The following is a 19388-nucleotide window of genomic DNA, read 5'->3' as shown; positions in this document are numbered from 1 at the left end:
ATGTACATATTTTATTATACAATTATTTTAATGACACAGTTCACGGGACACCCTCTTCTTTCCATCTTTTGGCCATATCCAATATTCAGCAATCAATGCCACCTCATTATAATCCATTAACATCTCACTTGAAAAACCTCCTGGATCTTCTCTATTATCAATAAAGTGAGCAGTACCACCACTAAATGGCCCAAAACCTGAAGTGTATTTATAAAAACTAATTACTAAAGTATCTTTCTTAGGTATTGTATCAATTATACTTTTCACTATTTCTTTTGTTTCTTCTATATTGTCTTCATTTGTATTCTTTAATAAAAAAAGATGAGGCATTACATTAGATCTAATGACTTCTACTTTCCTATTACAAGAACTAAACACTACTAACAATAAGACTAAAACTAATATGTCTTTTACCATCTCAAATTATTCTAATAAATTATCTTTCTCTTTTACCCTGAACTTTCTACAATTATGTCTTACATAAGAATAAAAAGGGTCAAAAACATACTCATAAGATGAGATCCTTCACTGCGTTCAGGAAGACATAGCAAATGGAAACACTGACCACAAACAATGTCATGCTGACGAAGGAAGCATCTCACAAATAACTCAAAGTGAAGATATCTTCGCATATTTTAAACTCCGCATGGATTACAACTTTTCCCTCTTCCTTATTCATACTGTTCTAATTTATTATACAACATTCCATACCTACCACTACTATCAAAATAAACCTCATCATCTATATCGTCATCACCATTATCCATACGACAGATATAAGATTCAAATGAATATCTCTCCTTAACAAGATCTAACCTACACTTTAGAATATCTAATCTCTCTTTATCTGTCCTTCCTTCAATATCTCCTAAAGCGAAAAACATCAATAACTCTATCTTATCTTCATCTTTAGTAATATCTACAAATAAATTGGGAATACAGTACCCATCAAAGACAACCTCTTCTACACCAAAACCAAAATTCAGATAAGTAGCATGATTCAACATATCTATATCAAAGTGCATTGCTTCTATCTCAACGTTGTCATATATCACACAACTAAAATTACGAGACTTTTCTAATAACAATGACACGAGCTCTAACTGTCTCTCTCGAAACGTCCCATAAAATACTACATCAATTAATTCTGCTGACTGCATAATAACTCTTTTAAGTTTAGCCCTACGACAACCCGCAGACCCCATTTTTACATATTTTAATCTGGAACATTAAAAACTAATCAAACACCGAGTCTAACACTCCATAAACCTCTTCACTACTCTTAAATACTAGAGTACGACTACCTTGTATCTGTATAGATACCCTCCCCTTATGATAAACAAAGTTCACCTCCTTTAGATCAATACTCCCTTTTCCGAAATAGCGTCCTCTTCCGATATGATAAGTCATACGTCTACTGCTCTTTGAGATAAAAAGAGTTCCACATTCTTCACCACCTTTTAGGATAAGAAAAGAGACTGCTTCATCATTCACACTAGAGAGGATTAATTCATAACTACTGAATAAGTGACTAAGTCCAAACACCATTATTATCTAATTTAAAACACATTAAATGTACTCATTTATCTTGTTACAAAACTCAATTATTCAAACATATAGCTCACGTTGTTGCGGATTTATAATACTTGCCTTTACTTACTGTGACACGCAAAATATTGAGTCTCTACTTGCTAGTGTGGACTTGTAACTCATGCCATGTATCACTTGGCGAGAATTCGTTGTCTCTGACATGTCCTTCCCTATCATCCCGATATGCTCCATAGTTGATAGGCTAGTGATAGGCTTATTTATAGCACTTTTTAGCCGAGCACATGCCCATCACATACCGACCACAAGCTGACCACCCGTAAAAAAGCACTAAAAACACCACTAGTAACGATTTGTCTCTTTCGATTAAAACACGAATGCAAAACTTTTAATATCTTCACAGTTCCAAAATTGTTAGAAAGATGACTATACTAGATGAAACAATCCATCCTGGTGAAACCAAGACTTTAAACCTTGAAATCGCAAGATTACACACAGCTACTAAACTAAAAATACCCGTTATCGTATCTAGAGCTAGACTAGACGGTCCTACCGTATTACTCTCTGCTGGACTACACGGTGATGAGCTGAATGGGGTGGATATCGTACGTCAGATAGTACATCGCGGAATGAATGTCCCTAAGCGAGGTACGATTATTTGTATCCCTGTGATTAATATATTTGGGTTTATTAACCAATCTAGAGAGTTCCCTGATGGTAGAGATATGAATAGGGTATTCCCTGGTAGTAAGACTGGTTCACTAGCAGGGCGCTTTGCCCATTATCTCGTGAACTATATCTTGCCTCATGTAGATTATGCTATCGACTTTCACGCAGGAGGTGCAAGTAGATTTAACGCTCCTCAAATCAGAATCGCTCCAGAAAACCTAGAGTTAGAAGAGTTAGCGACTATCTTTCACCCACCTTTCCTATTGTACTCAGCACAGATAGCAGGTTCTTTTAGAAATGCGTGTGCTAAGAAAGGTATCAAAATGTTGTTATTCGAAGGAGGGAAGTCCTTAGATATTAACTCTGATGTATCTGAAATGGGAGTAGAAGGTACGAAGCGATTCTTACACTCTTTTGATATGTTGAAAGATGAGTTTAGCATCTGTCCTCCTAAAGAGGATATGACCATCATCACCAACTCTATTTGGGTACGTGCTAAGCGTTCTGGATTATTACACGATCAGGTAAAAATAGGTTCGTATGTAGAAAAAGGAGCTGTACTGGCAGAGGTATCTGACCCGTATGGAAAAGAAAACACAACAATCAAAGCACCGAATGCAGGCTATGTAATCAATGTAAATGATGCTCCTATAGTCTATCAAGGAGATGCAGTATTTCACATCTCAAAAACATTAAAAAAATGAATAAAGAAGAATTAAGATTAAAATATAAAGCTCTTCGCGATAACTTAGACTTAGATAAAATAGATGATCTAAGTTTAGAAATCGCAAATCAAGCACTACAGTTACCGATCTGGGATAAGGTGAACTACCACCTGTTTCTAAGTATTCGAAATAAAAAGGAAATAGATACAGAATACCTACTGCAGATACTAGCGGGTAAGGATAAGAATACTATCTTATCTAAATCTGACTTTAAGGAGGGAACATTATCACATTACCTCTTGACGGACAACACTACGATTAAAGTCAATAGTTATGGTATTCCTGAACCTATAGACGGCATTCAAGTAAGCGAAAAACAACTTGATGTAGTCTTCATTCCCTTATTAGCTTATGACAAACAAGGGAACAGAATAGGCTATGGCAAGGGGTTCTACGATAGATTTTTAGCAGAATGCAAGCCCGATGTCGTTAAAGTAGGACTGAGTTTCTTCCCACCAGAAGACCATATCAGTGATGTGAGAGAAGGAGATATTCCTCTTGACTATTGCATCACACCTACAGAAGTATATCGATTTTAATACATATAAAACGAGGCAATATTGAGGTATTGTCTCGTTCTTTTTATAGATCTATTTGAATACAGACACCTTGCTATTAGCCTTCTATCAACAGTTAAAACTAAATTAGGATTAGTGAGTTAAGGAAAATATTTTTATGTTTATTAAAAATATTAACCAATGATCAAAAACACTATCACCTTACTTACACTTTCTCTTGTAAGTTTAGCATGGGGACAGCAATCACCTAAATTTGCTTCTACCCCATCACTAAGCCCTGATGGAAAGACTACTTACTTTAGCTATAATGGCGATATATGGCAAGCTCCAACATCTGGTGGAGAAGCTCTAAGAGTAACTGCCTTAGAAGGCAACGAGACTAACCCTCGCGTATCTCCTGATGGAAAATGGCTTGCATTCTCTTCTGACCAATACGGCAACAGAGATGTATTCTTAATGCCTCTAACAGGAGGACAAATCACACAACTTACTTACCACCAAGCTTCTGAAGATGTAGAGAGTTGGAGTTGGGATAGTAAGACAATTTACTTCACTTCTAATGCGAATAATAACTTTGGTTCTTATGCTATAGATATCAATGGTGGTACTCCTAAACCACTGTTCACAAACTACTTTAATAATACAAATGGATTAGTTGTTACTCCTGCTGGTGAGTACTTATTCACTAGTTCTATGGAGAGTGCTAGTCAGACTACTCGTAAGCGCTATAAAGGAGAGAACAACCCAGATATACTAGGTTATAATCCTACGACTAAGGCATTCAAATCTTATACAGATTATGAAGGAAAGGATTTTAACCCTACAGTAGATAAAAATGGGAAGATATACTTCATCTCAGACGAGAACAATGGTAACTATAACTTATACACCTTCGAGAATGGAAAGAAAGTAGCCTTGACGAACTTCGATACTTCTATCAAGAAACCTTATGTGTCAGCTGATGGTAGCAAAGTCGTTTTTGAGAAAGATTATATGATTTATGTACTTGATACAGCTACTAAGTCTATAACACCTCTAGCTACTTCTGTTAACACAAATAAAGCTATCGAGAAAGATCAGTCTTATGCTGTAGAAGAGAATATGGAATACTTCGATGTATCTCCTGATGCCAAGAAGATTGCATTCGTTAGTCGTGGAATATTATTCGTATCGGATATCGAAGGAAAATTCGTACAAGCAGTATCGGATGGTAAAGAACGTGTAATGGAAGTAAAATGGTTAAAGGACAACAAGACGCTACTATACAGTCAGACTTATAAAGGATACCAAAATTGGTTTAAAAGATCTGCTGATGGCAAGGGAACAGTTACTCAATTAACTTCTGATAATCGCAACAACAGAGACATTACTTTAAATAAAGAAATGACTAAAGCTGTATACCTAAGTGGTAGAGATGAAGTGAGATTATTAGACTTGACGACTTATACTTCTAAAGTAATAGTGAAAGACGAAATATGGGCATTCCAAAACTCTAAGCCTTCTTTCTCTCCTAATGGGGAGTATGTGTTATTCACTGCTAAGCGCAATTTCGAAGAGGACATCTTTGTTCATCATATCGCAAAGAATGAGACAATTAACTTAACGAATACAGGTGTAGCAGAGTCTAGCCCTTACTGGTCCCCTAGTGGTAAGTATATCTACTTTATGAGTGACAGACTTAATCCTTCTTATCCTCTAGGAATGCAAAATCCTAGTATCTACCGATTCTCTGTAGATTGGCAGACAGATGCATTTAAGTCTGATCAGTTTGACAAACTATTCGTAGAAAAGAAAGAAGAGGATACAAAAGATACTAAGAAAAAGGACAAAAAGAAAAAACAAGAAGATACCCCAAAAGTGAAATCTATTAAGATAAACACAGAGGGACTGCTTGATCGTATAGAGCAGGTAAGTGACCGTTTTGGTAACCAATATAATCCTATCGTATTCGCTGATGATAAGAAAGAGGTAGTGTTCTATAACACGAATCAAGAAAACGGAAAGGGCAATTTATACAAAACGGTTTACGAAGACTTCGAAGAAAATAAAAGTGAGAAAGTATTCGATAAACGCGCGAATCAGTTACTTCAACGTGACAAAAAAGTATATGCACTAATCAGTGGTAATATCTATAGCTTTGAGTTAAGCAAAGGAAAGCCTGAGCAGATTAAAATCAAACACAGCTTTACTAAAAACTTGGCAGATGAGTTCAACCAAATGTATTATGAGACATGGGCTGGTGTAGAGGAGAATTTCTATGACGAAACTTTCCACGGTATAGATTGGAATAATATGAAAGAGCAATTCGCTCAATATCTACCTGATGTTAATAGTAGAAATGACCTGCGTATCTTGCTGAACGATATGTTAGGAGAATTAGGTTCTTCTCATTTAGGGTTTAATTCGTCTGGAAGTGAAGAAAAGACAAAACTAAGCTACAGATCTTATGAGACTGGTATCGTATTCAATACGGATAAGCCTTATCAAGTAGAGCGCATCGTACGTAAATCTCCTGCTTATGCTACAGACATAGATATTAAACCAGGGGATGTATTAACCAAAGTGAATGGGCATAAAGTAGATGAGAAAGCGAATAGAGATACTTATTTCACCTTCGCTAATAGTCAAGAAGAAATCAGCTTAACCTTCAATAGAGGAGGAAAAGAGATTAATACGAAGCTGCATCCTATCTCTTTTGGAGACATGAAGTCATTACTGTATGACGAATGGATTTATACGAATAAACAACGTGTGAACAAGCTAAGTGATAATCGTATCGCATATACGTATATGAAGAATATGACGTCACCAGAGTTAGACAGATTCTTACTAGATATGGTAGAACAAGAGGCTAACAAAGAAGGTGTAATCTTAGACTTGCGTTATAATACAGGAGGGAATGTACATGATAAGGTACTGAACTTTTTATCTCAAAGACCCTATCTACAATGGAAGTATAGAGAAGGTAAACTAACAGTACAGAGTAACTTCACCCCTAGTGGTAAGCCAATAGTATTGCTTATCAATGAGTCGTCTCTGAGTGATGCCGAGATGACTGCTGCAGGATTTAAAGCCTTAAAACTAGGTAAAATCATCGGTCAAGAGACGTATAGATGGATTATCTTCACTTCTGGTAAGAGCTTAGTAGACGGCTCTTCGTATAGATTACCATCATGGGGTACTTATACACTGGATGGGCAGAACTTAGAAAAAACAGGTGTTGCACCTGATATCTATGTTAAAAACACATTCGTAGATAGATTAAATGACAATGATCCTCAATTAGAGAGAGCTGTTCAAGAAATCTTGAAAGACATTAAATAATACAGTAAAGGCTTCCCTCGGGAAGCCTTTATATTTTTATAACTTAGTCTATAGTGAACACTCCTACTCTACAATGTGCTTAAAGATTGATTTAAGCAACGAATGATCTACATCTAACCCAATCTCTACATATAAAAAAAGGCTCCCTAAAAGAGAGCCATATTGTTAGTTTTTAAAAACTTTTTTACTAAATACGATTAAGATACCTACTCCTACTGATATAGCTACATCCGCAATATTAAAAATAGCATTGAAGAAAGTAAAGTAGTTTCCTCCCCAGATAGGTAACCACTCAGGTAGATATCCTTTCCAGATAGGGAAATAGAACATATCTACTACCTTACCGTGAAACCAACTACCATAAGGCTGATCTGAGAACATCGTTGCTATCTGCCCAGGTGTACTCTCATTAAAGATAACTCCGTAGAATATCGAGTCAATAATATTACCTAATGCTCCTGCCATAATTAAAGCAATAGCTACGATAAGATAATTAGAAGCTTTCTTCTTGAAAGAATCATTTAACCACCATGCAATACCACATACAGCCACTATTCTGAATAATGTCAAAGCAAGTTTACCATAATCTCCTGGTAACTCTACCCCCCAGGCCATACCCTCATTCTCTATAAAATGAATGCGAAACCAATCAAAAACGACTATCTCATCATTTAATAAAAAATTAGTTTTAATATATATCTTCAATAGCTGATCTAGTATCAATACTATCAAAACAAGTAGGTAAGCTCTCTTTAACGACATTTTTCTTTATTTACAAGGAACAAATGTAGTTATTTTATCACATAAAAAAAACGCTCCATTAGGAGCGTTTTTAAATTTATTAAAGATTAACGTTGCAGATTCTTTGCCTCGATACTCATAGTAGCATGTGGAACTAATTTCAATCTTTCTTTATCGATTAGTTTCCCTGTTACTTTACATATACCGTAAGTCTTGTTTTCAATACGGATTAATGCATTTTTTAAATCACGAATAAACTTCTCTTGACGTATTGCTAACTGAGCATTCGCTTCTTTAGACATTGTTTCGCTTCCTTCTTCAAACGCTTTGAATGTAGGTGATGTATCATCTGTACCATTATTCAAATCATTCATATAGGCGCTTTTAATTAATTCTAAATCTGCTTGAGCTTTCTCAATCTTAGCCGATATTAACACCTTAAATTCAGCTAAATCTGCATCAGAATAACGTACAATTTCACCTACTTCTTTCATAATTTTAATTATTTTAAAATTAACACTCGCGTTTTTAGCTCATCAAACTCTACATCTACACCCTCACTCAACTCAGTCACGAATTCTAATGTGTGTGTTAGTGTTTCAGACTTGATATAGTCCTCATTCGCTAAAACAGCCTCTTTTATTTCTTTTTCTTCTAGTATTTTTACTACAATCTTATCAGTAACTTCAAATCCAGAGTCTTTTCTGATGTTCTGAATTCTATTTACTAACTCTCTTGAGATACCTTCTTTTCTCAATTCAGGGCTGATAGTTATGTCTAATGCCACTGTTAGTCCAGCTTCGTTAGCAACTAGCCATCCCTCAATATCTTGAGAAGTAATCTCAACATCTGCTACTGTTAAAGTAACACTTTTTTCTGATAGATCTAATGTAATCTCACCATTTCTTTCAAGTAATGCGATTTCTTCCTGCCCAAAACCCTGTATCTTATTCGCAATCAGCCCCATATCCTTACCGAATCGTGGTCCTAATGTTTTAAAATTAGGTTTGATCTGTTTTACTAAGATACCTGAAGCATCATCTAGTAATTCGATTTCTTTCACATTAACCTCAGCTTTGATTAGATCAGCGATAGCTAATATCTCATTTCTTTGGTTATCATCTAATACAGGAATCATTACTCTCTGTAGTGGTTGACGTACCTTAATCATTTCTTTCTTACGAAGTGATAACACTAATGAAGAAATGATTTGAGCTTTTTGCATTCTGCTTTCTAATGCTTTATCAACGAATTCTTCCTTGAATTCAGGGAAGTTAGCCAAATGTACAGATTCGAAACTTTCTCCATGTGTTGCTAAAGTTAAGTCTCTGTAAAGTTTATCCATGAAGAATGGAGCAATAGGAGAACCTAATTTAGCTACAGTTAATAAACATGTATACAATGTTTGGTAAGCTGCTATTTTATCTTGTGCATATTCACCTTTCCAGAATCTTCTTCTACATAGACGAACATACCAGTTACTCAAGTTCTCTGTAACGAAATCTGTAATCGCACGAGCTGCTTTCGTTGGCTCATACTCTGCATAGAATTCGTCTACACGTTGTACTAAAGTATTTAACTCAGATAAGATCCATCTATCTATCTCAGGTCTTTCTGCTAATGGAATGTCTTGCTCTTCATACTTAAATCCATCGATATTAGCATATAACGCAAAGAAGTTATAAGTATTATATAATGTCCCAAAGAACTTTCTTCTTACTTCTGTAATACCATCAAGGTCAAACTTCAAGTTATCCCATGGATTCGCATTCGAAATCATATACCAACGCGTAGCATCAGGTCCGTGCTCAGCTAATGTATCAAATGGATCTACAGTATTACCTAAACTCTTAGACATCTTCAATCCGTTCTTATCTAACACTAATCCGTTAGACACTACATTCTTATATGCTTTAGTATCAAATACTAATGTAGCAATAGCGTGTAATGTATAGAACCATCCACGTGTCTGGTCAACTCCCTCAGCGATAAAGTCTGCAGGATATGATTTATTATTGTCTATTAAGTCTTTATTTTCAAATGGATAGTGCCATTGTGCATAAGGCATAGATCCAGAATCAAACCAAACGTCAATTAAGTCTGACTCACGACGCATAGGTTTACCAGAAGGAGATACTAATACGATATTATCCACTACATTTTTATGTAAATCAACTTTATCATAGTTCTCTTCACTCATATCTCCTACTACGAATCCTTCAAAAGGATTAGCTGTTTGGATACCAGCAGCCATAGATTTATTAATCTCGTTCATTAACTCTTCTACAGATCCTACTACAAGTTCTTCTGTCTTATCTTCAGATCTCCAGATCGGTAATGGAATACCCCAGAAACGAGAACGAGATAAGTTCCAGTCATTTGCATTCTTAATCCAGTTACCAAAACGTCCTTCTCCAGTCGCTTTAGGCTTCCAGTTCACTTCTTCGTTTAATTCGAACATACGCTCTTTTACCTCAGTGATCTTGATAAACCAAGAGTCTAATGGGTAATATAATACAGGTTTGTTCGTTCTCCAACAATGTGGGTAACTGTGAACATACTTCTCTACTTTGAACGCTTTGTTTTCTTCTTTTAAACGAATAGCAATTTCTACGTCAACAGAACGCTCAGGTGCTTGCCCTTCATCATAGTATTCATTCTTCACATATTTACCTCCTAAGTCACCTAGCTCTTTAACGAAACGACCTTGTAAGTCTACTAATGGAACTGGGTTCTCATCAGCGTCAAGGATAAGCATAGGCGGTACTTCTGGTGTAGCTTCTTTAGCTACCTTAGCATCATCTGCACCAAAAGTAGGAGCTGTATGTACGATACCTGTACCATCTTCTGTAGTAACAAAGTCTCCAGAGATTACTCTGAATGCGTTCTTAGGGTTTTGGTATGGTAATACATAAGGCAATAACTGCTCATACTTAGCTCCCACTAAGTCAGCACCTTTAAATTCCTTAACTACAAAGTAAGGAATCTTTTTATCACCTTCTTTATATGCGTTTAATTCTTCTTCTGTTTCTACAGCTGCGAACTTACCTGCGAACTGCTTACCAACTAATGGTTTACCTAATACTACATTAATCGCCTCACCCGTATATTGGTTAAACGACTTCACTAATACATAGTCAATCTTAGGTCCTACAGTCAATGCTGTATTCGATGGTAATGTCCATGGAGTAGTCGTCCAAGCTAAGAAATGAATAGTACCGAATCCTTTTAAGAACTCAGGTAATGTCTCATCAATAGCTTTAAACTGTGCTACGATAGTTGTATCTGTGATATCTTTATATGCTCCAGGTTGGTTAATCTCATGTGATGATAGACCTGTACCTGCTTTAGGAGAATATGGTTGGATAGTATATCCTTTGTATAACAAGTCTTTATCATAGATTTGTTTTAACAACCACCATACTGATTCCATATATTTAGACTTGTATGTCACATAAGGATCGTTCATATCTACCCAATACCCCATCTTCTCAGTAAGGTCATTCCATAGATCTGTATAACGCATTACAGTACGCTTACACGCTTGGTTATATTCCTCTACTGTAATTTTAGTTCCGATATCTTCTTTAGTAATTCCAAGTTCTTTCTCTGTACCTAACTCTACAGGTAGTCCATGCGTATCCCATCCAGCTTTACGCTTTACTTGGAACCCCTTTTGAGTTTTATAACGACAAAAAATATCCTTAATAGCACGAGCCATCACGTGGTGAATTCCTGGTTTACCATTTGCTGAAGGTGGGCCTTCGAAAAACACGAAAGGTTTATTATCCTCTCTAGTACTAATACTTTTTTCGAATATTGATTGTTCTTTCCAAAACTCTAGCATCTCCGATGCTACCCCTGACATGTCAAGATTCTTATATTCTGTAAATTTAGTGCTCATCGTTATTATTATAATATTTTTTAATCAATTTTGCGAATTTAAACAAATTACTTCAATATCTCCCTAATTAATTGGTAGGAAAAACATTAAAATATTTAGTTAGAGAAGACTTCTTTTAAAACTTCTAAAGAATTAGGCTTTCTGAAGTCATTTAGGTGCTGTTCATAATAACTAATTATCATGGTTAACAGTCTCTTCCGATCCTTATTATTAAAGACTTTCTGGTCACTAGAGAAGCCTAATTCAATCAATTTTCTAAACAAAAAGGTCGGTTCTTCATCAAAACAACAGGGAGAAAAGTGATCAGTAAACACTCCTTCTTCCCAGTTAAAATAAAGCTTACTTTTTCCTTCCGATGCAGGGTAAAACCCAAAGTACTTCGTCAATTCTACCATCAAAATCAAGTGGAAATTAGCTACCTCATCATGGGTATCAAACCACAGTAAAGCCGCTTCTAGAAAAGTAAAGAAATCCTTATCTACAACAGGCTCTCTAAATACTGAGTGCAATACTTCTCCGATAAAGATAGCGATACAATTCTTGTTGTAATTATAATAGATATCTTGATATACATGAGCTGTTTTAACCTCCTTAAAATACTCTAGCCCTCCTTTATTCTTATAAACAAAGTCAATATCTAATATCGTCAAAGGTTGAAAATAAGCTATTTTCTGTGCAGACTTCCCTTTGGCAAAAGCATTGCGAACAAAGAAACTCACCATACCTGCCTCTTCTGTAAAGCACTTTACGATTAAGCTCTTCTCTTGATATTTTAAAGCACTAAGTACAATTGCTTTAGTCTTTATCTGCATCTATTCTCTTTTAATAATCTAAAATACGTCTTCTTCATCTAATTGTGTGCAAAAGTACTAAAATAAAACAGACCTAACATATAAAGGCACTGCTTCAACTGGCTCAAAATATCTCCCCTAAAGCATTATAATACAGTGCAAATACATCCTAAAAAAGAGACTAGCGAAATCTTACAATATGAGACTATAATCATAACAATTTTCATAGCTTTGCACATACCTATGAAAAAAAGCATGAAAAAAATCTTACTAATTCTATTCCTTTCAATAGCTGTTGCGAGCTGCATGAAAGAGAAGAGTTTCTCTTTTGAGGAAAAAGTGTACCAGAAGATATTATTAGACACTTGTGTTGATGAGGACTGTACTGAGATCAAGATTACAACAGCAGAGATAGTCGATCCTCAAAATGAAATAGCAGACAGAATCAACAAGGATAACCTCTCTATCATTAATGAGATTCTCTCTTTTGAAAATGAGAAGAAACAGGCTACTAACTATGACAGTATTGTAATCTCGTTTACGAATGCTTATACCAATATGGTTAAGAAATTTCCTAAAGCGACAATACCTTGGCAAGCGAAAGCGAATAATATCGTAACCTTCTACGGGGACAACTTAGTCAGCTTTGCCTTAGATTACTATATTTTCACAGGAGGAGCTAACGGATTTCAAGGAGAGAAAACGATGCACTATAACCCTGCTACAGGAGAACAATACAGTAAGGAACAGTTGTTTAAAAACTATGGGGACTTCAAAAAACTAGTGATCAACAAGTTAAAAGAATTAAATGATAACGGTAAAGAGAAGGCTACTAATATAAGCGAACTATCACTAGAAGAAGATTCTCTAGAGATGCCAGAGAACATCTTTATCTATGAAGATAGTGTAGTACTTAACTTTACTACTACAGATGTAAGCACAGTTGCAAGCAAGGTAATCACCATCTCATTCACACAAGAAGAAATAGTCCCTTACCTAAGCTTTGAACTAAAACCTAAGCCAAACACAAATAAATAATACCCGCTAAACAAAGAGTTGTGAGCATTTATAAAAAGATATTTAAACAAACGGCTATCTACGGATTAGCAGCAGTATTTCCTAAAGTAATTGGGTTCTTCCTAGTTCCTTTTCACACAGACTTGATGCAAAATAACGACTATGGTCAGTATAGTGTTATTTTCTCTATTATGATGTTTCTAAATGTGATACTTTCATTTGGGATGGAGACCGCCTTCTTTAGATTTTATAATAAACAAGAGGATAAGAAAGAGGTTATTAATAACAGTTTATTATTCCTTGGATGCACCACTTTACTATTCGCCATAATTAGCGTATTGACCTTAGATTTTTGGGCTTCTATCCTTAGTGTATCAAATGAACTATTATACTATGTACTCTTTATTTTAGTACTAGACGCCTTAGTTATAGTTCCTTTTGCTAAGCTTAGAGCAGATCAGAGACCTCTATACTACAGCGCCATCAGGATAGCGAATGTATGTATATACACTGCTCTTAATATATTCTTCTTATACTACCTACCTAAGCTAAATAACGCTTATCCAGATAGTATATTCAACACTATTTATAAAGAGGGAAATCAAGTAGTCTATATATTCATTGCTAACCTTGTTGCTAGTTTATTCACTTTTTTAGTCTTTTATAAGGACTACTTCAGAATCAAGTTTAAATTTAATAAAGAACTGAATAAACAGATGCTTACCTACAGTTTTCCTATCATGGTAGGAGGACTTGCATTTGCGGTTAATGAAGGTTTTGACAAGATATTATTAGAACGACTATTACCTGCTGATATCGCACTATCAGAAGTAGGAAAATATGCTGCATGCTATAAGTTAGGATTGTTTATGGTTCTATTTAGACAAGCGTATACGCTAGGTATAGAGCCATTCTTCTTTAACTATGCTAAGAATGACGACGCACCTACTAAGTATGCTACCATTACTAAGTACTTCACTATTTTTGGTAGTATGATTATGTTAGGCGTTATCGTATTTGCAGATATATTGAAAGTCTTGTTCATTAGAAATGAGTCTTATTGGGATGCGATGATTGTTGTTCCACTTATCATCTTAGCCAACTTATGTATGGGAATCTATACCAACCTATCTGTATGGTATAAACTAAGGGACAAAACTGCCATAGGAGCTTACATCTCTATTATGGGAGCTGTATTCACACTGATCTTTAACTTTATCCTTATCCCTATTTGGGGATATATGGGATCAGCGATAGCTACTCTGATAGCCTATGCATCCATGATGCTAGTCTCTTATGTGATGGGACAAAAACACTATCCTATCCCTTATGACAAAAGAGCTATAGGAGGATACTTAGGAATATCTATACTCCTTAGCTTTATATACTTCTACTGCTTCAGAGAAAACTACTTCGTTGGAATAGCCTTTATACTCGTATTCTTAGGTGTTATATACAAATTTGAAAATACCGTTATCAAAAAAATGATCAAACGATAAATATAGAATCCATTACTAATTAGTAATGGATTTTTTTTAACATGTGTTTAATTGTCTTATATTTAATACTCTAAAAAAACACGTTATGACTAACGAAATCTTTTTGAGTATTACTAAAGACAACAGTTCTATTACACTCTTTGAAGAGAGACTATTTTTACCTTTCTTCTGGATTTGCCTACTAGACCATGAGATGATAAGTAGTAGAATACCTCACTGGGAACAAGCTTATAGATTCGTAGATTTCGATCTGGAATATGAGAGAGATGATGAGAGTATAGATAATACCGCATGTACAATCACTATCTCTAAAGAAAAATTTCATACCAATTCCGCAATAGCTAGAGAAAAGATAGAGAAGCAACTCAATCAAGCATTACCTCTATACGATGATTTTATAGCTTGTATAGAGAGTCATCTCTCTCAAGGAGGTGTGATTAATTTAGAGATACTATACTATATTCGCTGTTGTGACTCACCACAGGACTTCATTAAGGGTATAAACAGAGAGATAACATCGATAAAAAAACAGGAACTTTATCCTATACGGTACTTCGACCCAATAGACTTAATAGGTACTGGAACAGGTATAGCCTCGATAGACAACAAGGAATTTAAAGAATTGGCCCCCTATAAGCACGCTGATGATAACAGATACAATGATAAACCTGACCATGATCCTAATTTGAGGCAAAAGAATATTCGTAAACTAATCTACTTCTTCATCTCCCTTATAATCATAGTTATTTTATTCATTATAAACCAATAACTCCTTCTTAGATAATGACAACACATCTCTCATATCTCTAAGAGATTATAGTATCATCTAAGTCTGTAATACACCATGAGTACAAAACCTCATAATAAGATAACCACACAAATGAGAATACTAGCATTATGCCAAATAGCGCTAGTGGGCTTATTTATCTATCACATTAGTCTTAAGAATACGTACAGCAGCCTTATATTCGTGGATGCACTTATATTTATCTTACTAAGTGCTTATATAAAGCATCTTCTTATCGTAAAAAAACCTAATCAAAAGAAAAAGAGGAAAAAAAAGAAAAGATCAAGATAACCGTATATCAATGCTCTCTCTTAGCTATTCTCAATCTCCAGACAACATGAATTATTCTACTGATTAACACTTAATTCTAAGCAACAGATCTTCATCGCCATTTACTTAAACATTTCACATCAAGCGCTACAAACTGTATTGCTATAATCAAATGCTACCCTATCCATCTATTTCTTAAAATAGCATAGAACCTCTGCCCTTTCTTTCCCCATTCTTTCTTCTTGGGTAATACATGATCAATACTAAAAGCATTCTTCGACTACTATTTCTCTAGTCCACTATTTACGCCCTATTCTCCACTAACTGTCGAGCAAATTAAGACAAAGGTAGATATCCTCTAGGATAGTGATAAATACACCAAGAAGAGAAAAAACACAAGAAAAACACAAATAACTAAATAACAACCACTTACAATAATTACCTATTAAAAAAAATATATCCTTTTTTTTAGAATAGCCCCTCATTAGTACCCAAAATCAATGTTTTTCTAAAAAAAGAGAGACAATAACTCTAAAATATGCCTGATTAGTACACTTAAAACAGCATTTTTTTAAAAAAGTGAAGTGTATTTTTTAAAAAATACGAGAAGACTATTATAAGTATTTCATCAAAATAGGCTTAGATACTTATACATAGAAGCAAAAAAAAGCCACTTCTATACAGAAATGGCTCTTCATATTGTTGTTTAGACGACTATTTCTTAGCGTCTTTTTTGATTTTATCTTCGATGCGTTTTACACGCTTCTCACTATCAGGGTGAGTAGAGAATATTTTAGCTTTAGTAGATTTATCAGCTCCATATTCTTTCTCCATATCAGCAAACTTTTGGAATCCATCTGCTAATGCTTGTGGGTTCTTACCATTCGCTACTAAGAATTTATAAGAGTAATCATCTGAATCAGTCTCTTGTCCTTGAGAGAACTGAGCTCCAATAAGTTTTTCTGTTAAAGCCCCTAGGTCTCCTTTCATTAAGTCACCTACTGTACCTTGAGTTGTACCAGCAAATTGTACAGCTGCTTCTGCTAACAATACTTTTCTATACCCATTTAAAGAGTGCTTTAATTTTACGTGTCCGATCTCGTGACCGATGATACCTAATAGCTCATCATCACTCATAATATCCATCAATGAAGAGAATACACGTACACTTCCATCAGGACAAGCAAAAGCATTCACGTCTGTAACGTAATATACTTTATAGTTTAGATCTAGACCATCATAGTTCTTATATGGCCCGAAGATACGCTCTAAACGCTCTGCATATGCTTTCTTCTTAGGATCTTTATCCTTCACTGTACACACAGGGTTATTCTCATCCATCCACTTAACAGCAGCGGCAGCAGACTGAGCTACTTCTTCATCACTTACTGTAAACGCCTTAGCTGCTTTTAGACCTGCTTCGATCTTCTTTGGGTTTAATTTACCAAACTGTGCATTAGCTGTTCCTATTGCAAAACACACTAAACATGCAGATAATAAAACTTTTTTCATAATGTTAATATTTTTTTACAAGAACAAATGTACTCTTTTATTTTAAATTCGCTAATCGAACATTAAACATTCATAATCAACCTATAACAACGCTATTAGATTCTCAAAAAGACCTAAAAACATTCGTATTTCTCCATTAAACCATTCAAAATAAAACGCCCAATATCCAACTACTTAGACGTATTACCCAACTAAAAAAGAGCTCCTAAGAGCTCCCTAAATAATATGAAATACAACAACTTATTATATCACAACTGTTTTTTTAGTTTGTACTGTATAATTACTATTAAATACAGTATCTACAAATCTCCACTCTGCCTTAGCACCAGATGTAGTGTAATCAATATATAAATATCCTCTATCTGTTAGATTCACATAGTCTAGTTCATCTATTAATAATGGCATTACTTGTTCTAATTGTCTAGCCTGACTCGGATCATTCGATATTCCTAAATACGTCTCCATACCAGGTGAACTAACCGAGCTAGTTGCTAGCTCATATCCTACCACCTCTCCTGTCTGTGTCTTCATCTGACTATACCATGCATTATGAGTATCTCCTGCTAGTGTCATTACCTTTTTTCCTCTGCATAAGCTATACAGCATCTCTCTCTCCACCGCATACCCATCCCATGCATCTAGATTATATGGAAGTACAGTAGTCACTCTAGCTTTCTCTTGTGCTGTAAGTGTAGGATCTCCTTGCAGTAAGCGAGTTTTAATCACTACTAATTCTCCTACAGCCTTTTGTAAAGCCAGCATCGAGTTAGCAGAAGCGCTTCCTCCAGTCTCTATCTCTGTCATGATCTGATTAACAATCATTAAAAACTCAGCAGGAACAAGCATCTTCGCCATTAAGATCTGTTGTCCTAACACTTGCCATGTAGCCCCACTAGAGCTCATCTGACCTGCTAACCACCCCAACTGTTCTTTCCCTAATAATTGACGATTAGGGTTCATATAATCTTGCATAAACTTAGCTTGATCAAAGCCGCTAGCCGTCATATAATTGCCATAACTCAACTGTTTATCTCGCGCAATAACTCGAGTATCTAACATGTGTAAGGAAAGAATATTACCGAAGTCAAAACTTCTATAGATACGAGCGTCTTTACCAGTCTTTAGTGGTATAAACTCACTATACGCCTGTAATGCTGCTCTTTTTCTTGCTTCAAAACTACCTTCTGTTTCTGGCTGATGATTCTCTGCACCATCTTTATAGGTATCATTAGCTATCTCATGATCATCCCACACACAGATAAAAGGCTTCTTCTGATGTGCCAACTGAAGGTTAGCATCACTTCTATACTGTCTATATCGCTCTCTATAATCCTCTAAAGTAACGATCTCTTTATTCGGTTTATGAGCTCTGTTAAAGGCTAATGTACTCGCATTAGTACCATATTGTCCAGGAGCGTATTCATAGATATAATCACCTAAGTGGATAATGACATCTGCATCTGACTTAGCCATCTCACCATAGACATGAAATAGACCTGCAGGATAATTAGAACACGACGCTATGGCTAGCTTCACATTACTCACTTGATCTGATGTAGCAGGTAGTGTGATGGTCTCCCCGATCACAGAAGTATCTTTGGCAGAAGTATTATAGAATCTATAATAAAACTTACTATTAGAAGGTAGGTCTTGTATTTCTATAGCGATTGTATTATCTGAAAGAGAGGCAACAGTCACTTTACCTTGACGAACAATATCTTTAAAATGAAGGTCTTTTGCTATTTCCCATACTATTTCAGTATTAGCATTGGCATAGCGAGTCCAAATGATAATACTAGTAGCAGTTGGGTCAAAACTAGCTACACCATAGTCAAAGTTTTTGATCTGAAACTGTCCATCTACACCATCTGTGTTAGGGGTACTTGAATCGTCATTAGAACAACTAATAATTATAGGAGCTAAAAATAAACTTCCTGATGCTAATAAAGAAGTGCGCAAGAACTTCCTTCTATTGAATTGTGAATTATCCATACTTTAAAAACTTTGTCACAAAACAACTCTTCTTGCATTATCAGAGAATTAAAACCAGGTTAACAATCCGTAACCATTAAGCGCTATATGT

15 protein-coding genes are annotated in these 19388 nt (G+C 35.3%); 6 read left to right on the top strand and 9 right to left on the bottom strand.

Annotated features, from left to right (window positions below):
• Positions 1-27: 27 nt before the first annotated feature.
• The 3 genes from RT228_RS17105 to RT228_RS17095 form a co-directional block, all read right to left on the bottom strand.
• On the bottom strand, positions 28-417 hold the full coding sequence (locus RT228_RS17105) for a hypothetical protein (protein WP_313139046.1): 390 nt from the start codon (positions 415-417) through the stop codon (positions 28-30).
• A gap of 254 nt (positions 418-671) precedes the next feature.
• Positions 672-1160 (bottom strand): hypothetical protein, encoded by a 489-nt coding sequence (locus RT228_RS17100; protein WP_313139044.1) that lies wholly within the window; start codon positions 1158-1160, stop codon positions 672-674.
• Between the two features lie 76 nt (positions 1161-1236).
• The gene (locus tag RT228_RS17095) at positions 1237-1548 is read right to left on the bottom strand and encodes a hypothetical protein (RefSeq protein ID WP_313139042.1); all 312 of its coding nucleotides are present in this window, start codon (positions 1546-1548) and stop codon (positions 1237-1239) included.
• A gap of 422 nt (positions 1549-1970) precedes the next feature.
• On the opposite strand from RT228_RS17095, the gene RT228_RS17090 reads away from it, so the two are divergent.
• The 3 genes from RT228_RS17090 to RT228_RS17080 all read left to right on the top strand — a co-directional run bounded on the left by RT228_RS17090 (position 1971) and on the right by RT228_RS17080 (position 6784).
• Positions 1971-2921, top strand: coding sequence for a succinylglutamate desuccinylase/aspartoacylase family protein (locus RT228_RS17090; RefSeq protein WP_006257760.1), 951 nt, complete (start codon positions 1971-1973; stop codon positions 2919-2921).
• Entirely contained in the window at positions 2918-3481 is a 564-nt protein-coding gene (locus RT228_RS17085; protein WP_006262552.1) for a 5-formyltetrahydrofolate cyclo-ligase, read from the top strand. The genes RT228_RS17090 and RT228_RS17085 overlap by 4 nt, the downstream gene beginning before the upstream one ends.
• Positions 3482-3640: 159 nt before the next feature.
• Positions 3641-6784, top strand: a complete 3144-nt coding sequence (locus RT228_RS17080) for a S41 family peptidase (RefSeq protein WP_253112437.1) — start codon at positions 3641-3643, stop codon at positions 6782-6784.
• A 165-nt stretch (positions 6785-6949) separates the two neighbouring features.
• Here the strand turns inward: RT228_RS17080 and RT228_RS17075 are convergent, their stop codons facing one another.
• From RT228_RS17075 to recO, 4 genes are all read right to left on the bottom strand, one after another.
• Positions 6950-7546 (bottom strand): lipoprotein signal peptidase, encoded by a 597-nt coding sequence (locus tag RT228_RS17075; protein ID WP_006257764.1) that lies wholly within the window; start codon positions 7544-7546, stop codon positions 6950-6952.
• An 86-nt stretch (positions 7547-7632) separates the two neighbouring features.
• Positions 7633-8019, bottom strand: coding sequence for a TraR/DksA family transcriptional regulator (locus tag RT228_RS17070; protein ID WP_006257765.1), 387 nt, complete (start codon positions 8017-8019; stop codon positions 7633-7635).
• Between the two features lie 8 nt (positions 8020-8027).
• Positions 8028-11429: an isoleucine--tRNA ligase gene (gene ileS, locus RT228_RS17065; protein WP_006257766.1), complete on the bottom strand. Its 3402-nt coding sequence runs from the start codon at positions 11427-11429 to the stop codon at positions 8028-8030.
• A 95-nt stretch (positions 11430-11524) separates the two neighbouring features.
• A complete protein-coding gene (gene recO / locus RT228_RS17060) occupies positions 11525-12241 on the bottom strand; it encodes a DNA repair protein RecO (RefSeq protein ID WP_006257767.1) in 717 nt (238 codons plus the stop codon).
• Positions 12242-12475: 234 nt separating this feature from the next.
• Here recO and RT228_RS17055 point away from each other — a divergent pair, with 234 nt between their 5' ends.
• The 3 genes from RT228_RS17055 (at position 12476) to RT228_RS17045 (ending at position 15505) form a co-directional block, all read left to right on the top strand.
• Positions 12476-13258, top strand: coding sequence for a PdaC/SigV domain-containing protein (locus RT228_RS17055; protein WP_006257768.1), 783 nt, complete (start codon positions 12476-12478; stop codon positions 13256-13258).
• A gap of 20 nt (positions 13259-13278) precedes the next feature.
• Complete coding sequence (locus RT228_RS17050) at positions 13279-14736, top strand: oligosaccharide flippase family protein (RefSeq protein WP_006266102.1); 1458 nt, start codon at positions 13279-13281, stop codon at positions 14734-14736.
• Positions 14737-14821: 85 nt separating this feature from the next.
• Positions 14822-15505, top strand: coding sequence for a hypothetical protein (locus RT228_RS17045; RefSeq protein WP_006266101.1), 684 nt, complete (start codon positions 14822-14824; stop codon positions 15503-15505).
• Positions 15506-16507: 1002 nt separating this feature from the next.
• Here the strand turns inward: RT228_RS17045 and RT228_RS17040 are convergent.
• Together RT228_RS17040 and RT228_RS17035 are read right to left on the bottom strand one after the other, a co-directional pair.
• Positions 16508-17305, bottom strand: a complete 798-nt coding sequence (locus RT228_RS17040) for a M48 family metallopeptidase (RefSeq protein WP_006257772.1) — start codon at positions 17303-17305, stop codon at positions 16508-16510.
• Positions 17306-17548: 243 nt separating this feature from the next.
• Positions 17549-19297: an alkaline phosphatase D family protein gene (locus tag RT228_RS17035; protein WP_313139032.1), complete on the bottom strand. Its 1749-nt coding sequence runs from the start codon at positions 19295-19297 to the stop codon at positions 17549-17551.
• Positions 19298-19388: the final 91 nt, after the last annotated feature.

The organism is Myroides sp. (assembly GCF_032073645.1).
Lineage (GTDB): Bacteria > Bacteroidota > Bacteroidia > Flavobacteriales > Flavobacteriaceae > Flavobacterium > Flavobacterium odoratimimum.
Note: the sequence above shows the minus strand (reverse complement) of the source record. Positions and strands in the feature narration are given on the sequence as shown.